The following is a 6,671-nucleotide window of genomic DNA, read 5'->3' on the forward strand; positions in this document are numbered from 1 at the left end:
GCGATGAGCGCAAGCGAGGTCGATGCCGGCGCTGATGCCGGCGCTGGTCCAGATTGGCCCGTCGTTCACGTAGATGTGATCGGGTTCGAGCTGCACCTGCGGAAACGTGCGCGCGAACTGCTCGCTGCGGCTCCAGTGGGTGGTGGCACGCCGGCCGTTCAGCAAACCTGTGGCGCCAGCAGCAGGCTGCCCGAACACACGCTGGCGACGCGCGCGCCGCGGGCCGCGCAGCGCTGCACAAAGCGGCGCGTGCGCGCATCGGCCATGGCGGCATCCACGCCGTCGCCGCCGGCAATGAGCAGCGTATCGACCTGGCTGGCCGGGGGCAGGGCGTCGGCGTCCCACCGCGCCCCGGAAGAACTGCGGACAAGGCCGGCCTGCGCGGCAATCGTGCGCAGCGCGTAGTGGTCGTCCCGATACCGGCTGGCGACTTCAAACGCCGCCACCGGGCCTGCGGCGTCGAGCAGTTGGAAGTCCGGAAAGATCAGCACAGCGATGCGATGGGCCATGGCAGAAAAAGTGGGAGACTGGTCATTGCTGCCAACACGATAGAGCGCGATCCTGTGAAGCGTCAACCCGCAATCGCATCACTTTCAGGAGAGCCAAACCATGACGACTTCCCCGTTCATCGTTGTCTTTGCGGTGTACAACCGCGTTACCCAGCTCGATTTCACCGGTCCGTACGAAGTGTTCTGGCGGCTGCCGGGCGCGCAATGCGTGGTCGCATCCGCGGCCGGTGGCGACATCCATGCCGACGGCGGTCTCACGATCTCGAACGTGCAGCGGCTGGCCGATATTCCGCATGCCGACCTGATCTGCGTGCCCGGCGGTTTTGGCGTGATCGAAGCCATGGAAGACGCAGAGTTCGTGCGCCAGGTGCGGCGCCTGGCCGATGGCGCCCGCTATGTCACGTCCGTCTGCACCGGCTCGCTCGTGCTGGGCGCGGCGGGGTTGCTGCAGGGCAAGCGCTCGGCGTGCCACTGGGCATGGCGCAACCTGCTGCCTGCGTTTGGAGCCACCGTGGACGAAGCCCGCGTGGTGCGTGACGGCAACCTCATCACCGGCGGCGGCGTGACGGCCGGCATCGACATGGCGCTGACCGTTATGGCGGACATTGCCGGTGCCGAACATGCGCAGGCCGTGCAGCTCGGTATTGAATACGCCCCTGCGCCGCCGTTCGATTGCGGCCGCCCCGAGCGTGCGGCGCCGGAGATCCTCGAAGCGGTGACGTCGCGGCTGGACCGCTTGCGTGCGGATCGCCACGACGCCGTGCAACGGGCAGCGCAGCGCCTCTGAGTGCAGGCGCCGGGCCGAGGCTGATTGCGGCGACAATGGCGTCTTTCGACGTATCCACGCCCCAAGCCGGCGCCGCATCCTGCATGAACACACCGTCTTCCCAGCCCAACGCCCGTGGCCCGATCGGCATCGTTGCCGCCCTGCATGAAGAGATCAACGAACTGCTGACGTGCCTGTCCGATGCGCAGTGCATCCACATCGGCAGCCGCGATTTCTGGACGGGCCGGCTGGATGGCCACGCGGTGGTCGTGGTGCTGTCGCGCGTCGGCAAGGTGGCGGCCGCCTCCACCACGGCCGTGCTGATCACGCAGTTCAACGTCCGCGCGGTGGTGTTTGCCGGCGTGGCCGGCGCGCTGGCGCCGGGCGTGGCAGTGGGCGATGTCGTGGTGTCGGAAGAACTGCTGCAGCACGATGTTGACGCGTCGCCGCTGTTCCCGCGCTGGGAGATTCCGCTGACCGGCATGGCGCGCTTTCCCGCTGACACGTCGCTCGCGAGCGGCTTGCTGGAAAGCGCGGGCGCCGTACTGGCCGACCCGCATGCGCTGCTCGGCCCGGACGTCATGCGCGCGTTCGGGATTGCGGCGCCGCAGGTGCATCGCGGCCTGATCGTCAGCGGAGACCGCTTTGTCTGCACCTCGGCAGAAAGCGCGGTGCTGCGCACGGCCTTGCCCGACGCCCTGGCCGTCGAGATGGAAGGCGCCGCGGTGGCGCAGGTGTGCCACGAGTGGGGCGTGCCGTTTGCCGCGATCCGGACGATTTCCGACCGCGCGGATGACGCGGCCAGCGTCGACTTCGCGCAGTTCATCGCGCAGGTGGATTCACGCTACAGCGTGGCGATCCTGCGCAACTGGTTGTCGGCGACGGCCGACGCCTGAACGGCTTACTGGCCCTTCGCGGCCAGGTATTTGTCGAGTGCGTTCGCGCGCTCGCTCAGGCGGAAGACTTCGTTCTCCAGGCGCTGCAGATCGTCGAGCTTGCCCTTGCCATAGAGGGCAGTCTCAAAGGCCGCAGTCCTGGCGTGGAAGTCCTGCCACGCCTGCTCCGAATTCATCAGTGCGTCTTTCGCCTTGCCGTTCAATGCGCCGAGCAGCGTCTTGTACGTGCGGTCGAGGCGCTCGTCCTGCGCGGCCTTCTCTGCAGAGAGGCATGCGCCGATCGCGTCGGCGTTGTCCGGCGCCTTGTCGACGCAGGCATACAGCCTCGTGGAAATGCCCTGCGGCGCTCGGCGCTTGACGCCGTTGGCGAGGCTTTCGGCGGCAACCGCGCCGGCACTGTGGGCCAGCAGCGCAACGGCAACGGGAAGGGCCAGCGTCTTCAGTGTCGTCAGCGTGTTCAAGAAGTGACTCCTGATCGCGTGTCTGCGATGCGTGAAGGGCTGACCAGTCTATCGGCCTGCTCGCGCCACCGCGATCAGCCAGGCAGGTGAGGCCGCAGGTTGCGCAGGGCGTTTTCCACGTAGGCTTCTTTCTCGCCGACGGGCGCGACGTAGTGCAGGGCTTCTGCGGCGGCGTCAATGCCTTCCGTGCGCGCAATCACCCATGCCGCCAAGTAGGGCGAAGCAAAGCAGCCGCCTGCCGTCGCCACATTGCCGTTGGCGTAGAACGGCTGGTTCAGCACCTCCACGCCGGCTTCCTGCACCCAGGGTTTGGTGGTCAGGTCCGTACAGGCCGGCACGCTGCCGAGCAGCCCCAGCTTGGCCAATACCAACGTGCCGGAGCACTGCGCGCCGATCAACTGGCGTGACGGATCGAGCGCCAGCCGCGCCATCAACGCCGGATCGGCCACCACATCGCGCGTGCGGATGCCGCTGCCGACGAGCACGGCATCTGCGGTGCGGGCGTCTTCCAGCATCGATTGCGCATGCATCGTCACGCCGTTCATCGACGTGACTTCGGTGTGCGGGCAACACAGGCTCACGCGCCAGTCCGGTTTTTTGATGCGGTGAAGCACGCCAAAGGCGATGAGCGAATCCAGCTCGTTGAAGCCGTCGAAGGTCAGGATGGCGATGTGCATGATTGGTGTGCTGCAGCGTCGGAATAGATCGGATGCTAGGCGCACGGGGCAATACAATCAAAAAATTGTCCTTAGTACACCTCGGAAATGACCCAGGCCCGCTACCAGCCGCTCGTCGACGAACTGGCCACGCAGATCCGCAGCGGCCATCTGCCGCCCGGCACGCGCCTGCCCACGCACCGGCAACTGGCGCAGTGTCACGGCGTTGCGCTCGTCACGGCCACGCGCGTGTATGCCGAACTCGAAGCGATGGGCCTGGTGAGCGGCGAAGTGGGGCGCGGCACTTTCGTGCGTGAAAACACGCTGCCGCGCGGCCTCGGTATCGACCAGCAGGCCGTGGCTGCCGGCGTGGTGGATCTGAACTTCAACTACCCGTCGCTGCCCGGCCAAGCCCGGCTGCTGAGCCGCGCATTGCGCAAGCTGGCCGCCGGAGGCGATCTGGAGGCGCTGTTGCGCTATGCACCGCATGGCGGCCGCGCGCATGAACGCGCCTGCGTGGCGCGCCATCTGGCACAGCGCGGTTTGCCTGTCGCGCCGGACAACGTGCTGGTGGTCGACGGCGCGCAGCACGGCCTTGCCGTGACGGCGATGGCGCTGCTCAAGCCCGGCGATGTGGTGGCGGTGGACGCGCTGACGTATCCCGGTTTCAAGGTGGTCGCCGAGATGCTGCATCTGGAACTGGCGCCGCTGCCGGCCGCCGGGCAAGGGTTGGACCTGGATGCACTGGAGCGGCTGTGCGCACGCCGCCGTGTGCGCGCCGTCTACGTCATGCCGACGCTGCACAACCCGCTCGGCTGGGTGAGCGGCATCGGCTGGCGGCGCCAGCTGGCGGCAATCGTGCGTCGCCACGGCCTGATTGCCCTGGAAGACGCGGCCTATGCCTTTCTGGAGGACAAACCGCCCGCGCCGCTGGCCGCGCTGGCGCCGGAATCGACGGTCTACATCTCCGGCCTGTCGAAAAGTGTGGCCACCGGCCTGCGTTTCGGCTTCGTTGCCGCGCCCGCAGCGTGGGTGCCGCAGCTGGAACGCGCCATCCGCGCCACGACGTGGAACACCCCGGCCATTGTCACCAGCCTCGCCTGCGCATGGCTGGACGACGGCACGGTCGAGCGCCTGGAGGCCGAGAAACGGCGCGATGCGGCAGCCCGTCAGGGGATTGCCCGCAAGGCGCTGGCCGGGCTGACGCTGGTCACGCATCCAACTTCGTACTTTGTCTGGCTTGCGCTGCCGCCCGAGGTGCGCGCCGACCGCGTTGCCGTGGCGCTGCGGCAGGACGGCATCTCCGTGTCCACCGCAGAGCCGTTTGCGACATCGAAGCAGGTACCGCATGCGCTGCGGCTGGCGCTGGGCTCCGTCGCGCTCGACCGGCTCGACGCCGCGTTGCAGACCGTCAGGCAGCACGTGCAGGCACAGGTGGATCGATAACGAAAACCGTGCCAAACCTCGTGCGCTTGCCTACACTCTCGTCGCAACGAAATGGCCCAATTTTCGGCCCGATTTGCCGACAGGAGACCCCATGAAGAACTGGCTTGCGACGATCGCTGGATGGACGCTCTGCGCATGCGTGGCGTTCGGCAGCGCCGCCCATGCAGCCGATGCCGCCGATGACGGCGCGACGCTGACCGTCAACATCGGCACCGAGCACCGCACGCTGTCGCGCGAGGCGTTGCTGCACGATCCACACCTGACCAGCGTGACCGTGGAAGACCAGAACCTCAAGCGCCGCCTGACCTTCAAGGCCATCCCGGTGACGGCGCTGTTCCAAGGGCAGACGGTCAGCCCCGAGGCCAGCGCGACCACCGCCGCCAGCGACGGCTACGTTTCGCACCTGTCGATGCGCCTGCTGCTGGGCGATCGCGCCGACGGCCCGCGCGCCTGGCTGGCCGTGGAAGACCCCGCCGCGCCGTGGCCGACGCTCAAGGGCCAAGACATTGGCCCGTTCCGGCTGATCTGGACGGCGCCGCCGGCCAAGGCGTCGCTCGTGAACGAAAGCCTGTGGACGTACAGCATCGTGCGCATCGACGTGGCCGCGCTGCCGGGCGAGCGCTTCGCGGCCATCCGGCCCGCTGCGGGGCTGCCCGCAGACGGCCCGGTCATGCGCGGTTTCGCCACGTTCCAGCGCGTCTGCTTTTCGTGCCACACCCTCAATCGCGCCGGCGATGCCAACCTGGGCCCCGACCTGAACGTGCCGTACAGCCCGGTGGAATACCTCGGCGACGAGAAACTGCGTCACTTGATCCGCGATCCGCAATCCCTGCGCTGGTGGCCCAACGCCCGCATGTCGGCCATCGACGAAAAGACGCTGTCCGATGCGCAGCTCAACGATCTGCTGGCGTATTTTCACCACATGACCAAGCGCAAGTCGGCAGCGCAATGACGGGCGCTGAGCGCCACTATTCGGCCGCCCAGTCGACCAGCGTGGCGATGGTGTTCATGTTGCGCGCCGTCCCCGCCTTGGCCGCGGGGATCTTCAGTTTGGAATCGGCCATGCCGTCGCCGTAGTGCACGTAGATTTCGCGCGTGCCCAGGGCCATCTCTTCCGTCCGAACGCCGGTGGCGGCGGCCAATGCATCGGGCGGCGGTGGGGTATCCAGGAAGATCGCGACTGTCCGGTTGGGCGCCGCCGTCTTGAACGGATTGCCTTCCAGCACCGCCGCCAGTTCGGCGCCCGTGCGCACAAGCACGCCCACGGGTTTGCCGGCGTAGTCCTCCAGGCAGCGTTCCAGCTTCGCCTTGATGGTCGCTTCCGCCAGCCGGCTCTGAAAAACCACGTTGCCGCTGGCAATGTAGGTGCGTACGCCGGTCAGCCCGATCCATTCACACATTGCGCGTAACTCGGCCATGGGCAGTTTGCCGGTGCCGCCCACATTGACGGCGCGGAGGAAGGCGATGTAGCTGGGCATGGGTTCTCCTGTTCTGTCTGTCTTATCAACGGCTTACGGATGGGCTCAAACCGGCAACATTCTGTTACGAGATTGACGAATGTGTTTAACCCGCCCCGTCGCGCGACTTGTATTCTGCGCCCCGAACTCATCGAGCCCGGATCGGCCCCTCATTGAGGCGAGTGCCGCATCCTGCATTTGCGCATAAGGAGAACACCATGTTGAAGAAAATTGCACCGGCCCTGATTGTGGCAACGCTCGCCGGCCTGACGGCGTTGCCCGCAGCGGCGGATGACCTGCGCAATGCCCTGGGCGGCGCGCTGGGTGGCGCCGGCGGCGCAGCCGTGGGCGGCGCACTCGGCGGGCAGACAGGCTCGGTGATCGGCGGGGCGATCGGCGGCGGCGCGGGCGGCGCATTGACGGCCAACGGCCGCGAGCGCAAGGGCGCCATCGTGGGCGGCGCATTGGGCGGCGGCGTGG

General features: G+C 67.4%; 8 protein-coding genes and 1 pseudogene. 5 read left to right on the plus strand and 4 right to left on the minus strand.

Going from position 1 to position 6,671, the window contains the following annotated elements; genetic code table 11:
- Positions 1 to 158: 158 nt before the first annotated feature.
- Positions 159 to 509, minus strand: coding sequence for a DJ-1/PfpI family protein (locus FUT88_RS06165; RefSeq protein ID WP_261797054.1), 351 nt, complete (start codon positions 507 to 509; stop codon positions 159 to 161).
- Between the two features lie 100 nt (positions 510 to 609).
- Here FUT88_RS06165 and FUT88_RS06170 point away from each other — a divergent pair, with 100 nt between their 5' ends.
- Positions 610 to 1,296 carry a DJ-1/PfpI family protein gene (locus FUT88_RS06170; RefSeq protein ID WP_147214250.1) on the plus strand — a complete coding sequence of 229 codons (687 nt, stop codon included), beginning with the start codon at positions 610 to 612 and terminating at the stop codon, positions 1,294 to 1,296.
- Positions 1,297 to 1,379: 83 nt separating this feature from the next.
- Entirely contained in the window at positions 1,380 to 2,171 is a 792-nt protein-coding gene (locus tag FUT88_RS06175; protein WP_147214251.1) for a 5'-methylthioadenosine/adenosylhomocysteine nucleosidase, read from the plus strand.
- A 5-nt stretch (positions 2,172 to 2,176) separates the two neighbouring features.
- On the opposite strand, the gene FUT88_RS06180 is transcribed toward FUT88_RS06175, so the two are convergent.
- Both FUT88_RS06180 and FUT88_RS06185 read right to left on the minus strand, forming a co-directional pair.
- Positions 2,177 to 2,632: a lysozyme inhibitor LprI family protein gene (locus tag FUT88_RS06180; RefSeq protein WP_147214252.1), complete on the minus strand. Its 456-nt coding sequence runs from the start codon at positions 2,630 to 2,632 to the stop codon at positions 2,177 to 2,179.
- 74 nt (positions 2,633 to 2,706) lie between these two features.
- A complete protein-coding gene (locus FUT88_RS06185) occupies positions 2,707 to 3,309 on the minus strand; it encodes a DJ-1/PfpI family protein (protein WP_102065820.1) in 603 nt (200 codons plus the stop codon).
- A gap of 87 nt (positions 3,310 to 3,396) precedes the next feature.
- On the opposite strand from FUT88_RS06185, the gene FUT88_RS06190 reads away from it, so the two are divergent.
- On the plus strand, positions 3,397 to 4,734 hold the full coding sequence (locus tag FUT88_RS06190; RefSeq protein WP_147214253.1) for a PLP-dependent aminotransferase family protein: 1,338 nt from the start codon (positions 3,397 to 3,399) through the stop codon (positions 4,732 to 4,734).
- Between the two features lie 91 nt (positions 4,735 to 4,825).
- A complete protein-coding gene (locus FUT88_RS06195; protein ID WP_147214254.1) occupies positions 4,826 to 5,686 on the plus strand; it encodes a c-type cytochrome in 861 nt (286 codons plus the stop codon).
- Between the two features lie 16 nt (positions 5,687 to 5,702).
- Here the strand turns inward: FUT88_RS06195 and FUT88_RS06200 are convergent, their stop codons facing one another.
- Positions 5,703 to 6,212: a DUF1697 domain-containing protein gene (locus tag FUT88_RS06200; RefSeq protein WP_147214255.1), complete on the minus strand. Its 510-nt coding sequence runs from the start codon at positions 6,210 to 6,212 to the stop codon at positions 5,703 to 5,705.
- 197 nt (positions 6,213 to 6,409) lie between these two features.
- Here FUT88_RS06200 and FUT88_RS06205 point away from each other — a divergent pair.
- Positions 6,410 to 6,671: pseudogene (locus FUT88_RS06205) on the plus strand (hypothetical protein); the annotation flags it as partial.

Origin of the sequence: Ralstonia sp. TCR112 (genome assembly GCF_007997035.1) — a bacterium.
In the GTDB taxonomy this organism is placed as follows: domain Bacteria; phylum Pseudomonadota; class Gammaproteobacteria; order Burkholderiales; family Burkholderiaceae; genus Ralstonia; species Ralstonia edaphi.

Excerpts from the sequence above, each read along its gene's own strand:
- FUT88_RS06185 (WP_102065820.1), bottom strand. The coding sequence starts at position 3,309 with ATGCACATCGCCATCCTGACCTTCGACGGCTTCAACGAGCTGGATTCG.
- FUT88_RS06200 (WP_147214255.1), bottom strand. The coding sequence starts at position 6,212 with ATGCCCAGCTACATCGCCTTCCTCCGCGCCGTCAATGTGGGCGGCACC.
- FUT88_RS06190 (WP_147214253.1), top strand. The coding sequence starts at position 3,397 with ATGACCCAGGCCCGCTACCAGCCGCTCGTCGACGAACTGGCCACGCAG.
- FUT88_RS06165 (WP_261797054.1), bottom strand. The coding sequence starts at position 509 with ATGGCCCATCGCATCGCTGTGCTGATCTTTCCGGACTTCCAACTGCTC.
- FUT88_RS06195 (WP_147214254.1), top strand. The coding sequence starts at position 4,826 with ATGAAGAACTGGCTTGCGACGATCGCTGGATGGACGCTCTGCGCATGC.
- FUT88_RS06170 (WP_147214250.1), top strand. The coding sequence starts at position 610 with ATGACGACTTCCCCGTTCATCGTTGTCTTTGCGGTGTACAACCGCGTT.
- FUT88_RS06175 (WP_147214251.1), top strand. The coding sequence starts at position 1,380 with ATGAACACACCGTCTTCCCAGCCCAACGCCCGTGGCCCGATCGGCATC.